This window comes from Kitasatospora sp. Root107, from assembly GCF_001424875.1.
In the GTDB taxonomy this organism is placed as follows: Bacteria; Actinomycetota; Actinomycetes; order Streptomycetales; family Streptomycetaceae; genus Kitasatospora.
Window position 1 is genome coordinate 1 of record NZ_LMCT01000071.1, and the last position, 1,105, is coordinate 1,105.

Sequence of the window (1,105 nt, forward strand, 5' to 3'; positions counted from 1 at the left end):
GACGGTGGTGGTCGTCTTGCCTGCGGTGTGGGTGAGGTCGTCGATGCCCGCCGAGGCGGAGGTCATGACGGCTTCGGTGCGCAGGGGGTTGATTTCGGAGACTGCGCCGACGAGGGTGGTTTTGCCGACGCCGAAGCCGCCTGCGACGACGATCTTCGCGGAGGTGGTGGCGCGGGTGGGGGTGGCCGCGTTAGAGCTTGCGAAGTCCACTGAGGACCCTTTCGAGCAGCGTGACATCGGGCTGGTTGCCGGATTCGCCGCCGGCGGCGGGCTGGTGGATGGCGACGAGGCCGGCCTCTGCGAGGTCGGCCACCAGAATGCGTGCCACCCCGAGGGGGAGATTGAGCAGCGCGGAGACCTCGGCGACGGACTTCACCTCGGTGCACAGGGTGCAGATCCGCTGGTGCTCGGGGAGCATCGAGGCCAGCCGGTCCGGGGAGACATTGGCCGAAACCAGTGCCTCCAAGGCCAGTTCGTACCGGGGTCGGGTGCGGCCACCGGTCATCGCGAACGGTCGGATCAGCGGTCCCGAGTCGTGGTCGTCGTCGAACTCCTCGACGTGGCCCGGCTCTTCGTCCTGTTCAGGGAAGGCCTCGGGCCCCGGGTAGTCCTGGTAGCCGTGCCGCTGGGGCTGCTGCTGCGCGAACTGTGGCTGGCCGTAGTGCCGCCCGTACTGCGCGGACTGGTCGTACTGGGGCTGGGGCGGGGGCTGCTGCTGCGCGAACTGCGGCTGGCCGTAGGCGGGTTGGCCGTACGGCTGACCGGGGCCGACGCCGGGGGCTCCGAAGGCGTCATGGCCGGTGCCTGGGTACGGAACGCCGTACTGGCCGCTGCGGTCGTCGGGCGGGGTCACGGTTCCTCTCCTCACAAGGTGCGGCGGTGCGGTGCAGGCACCGACCCCCGAGGGGCCGCTGCCGGTGGTGCGAAGGCCGTACAACGCCCGAACCCGGGCCCACTGTTGGGGCCCGGGACGGACATGAGGTCATTCGAATACCAGGACGGTATCCGACGAACCGTCAGTGCAGGAGACTGCCCTGGAGTTCTGCGCGGAGTGCGGGGGTGAGGACGGCTCCGGCGCGGTCGACGAGGAGGGCCATTTCGTAGC

General features: G+C 70.0%; 1 protein-coding gene and 2 pseudogenes. All 3 read right to left on the reverse strand.

Features of this window, described 5'->3' with window-relative positions:
* Window positions 1–210 (reverse strand): annotated as a pseudogene (locus tag ASC99_RS33440) (ATP/GTP-binding protein); the annotation flags it as partial.
* On the reverse strand, window positions 191–853 hold the full coding sequence (locus ASC99_RS38095; protein WP_157531917.1) for a DUF742 domain-containing protein: 663 nt from the start codon (window positions 851–853) through the stop codon (window positions 191–193). The pseudogene ASC99_RS33440 and the gene ASC99_RS38095, both read right to left, overlap by 20 nt.
* Before the next feature lie 163 nt (window positions 854–1,016).
* Window positions 1,017–1,105: pseudogene (locus tag ASC99_RS38100) on the reverse strand (roadblock/LC7 domain-containing protein); the annotation flags it as partial.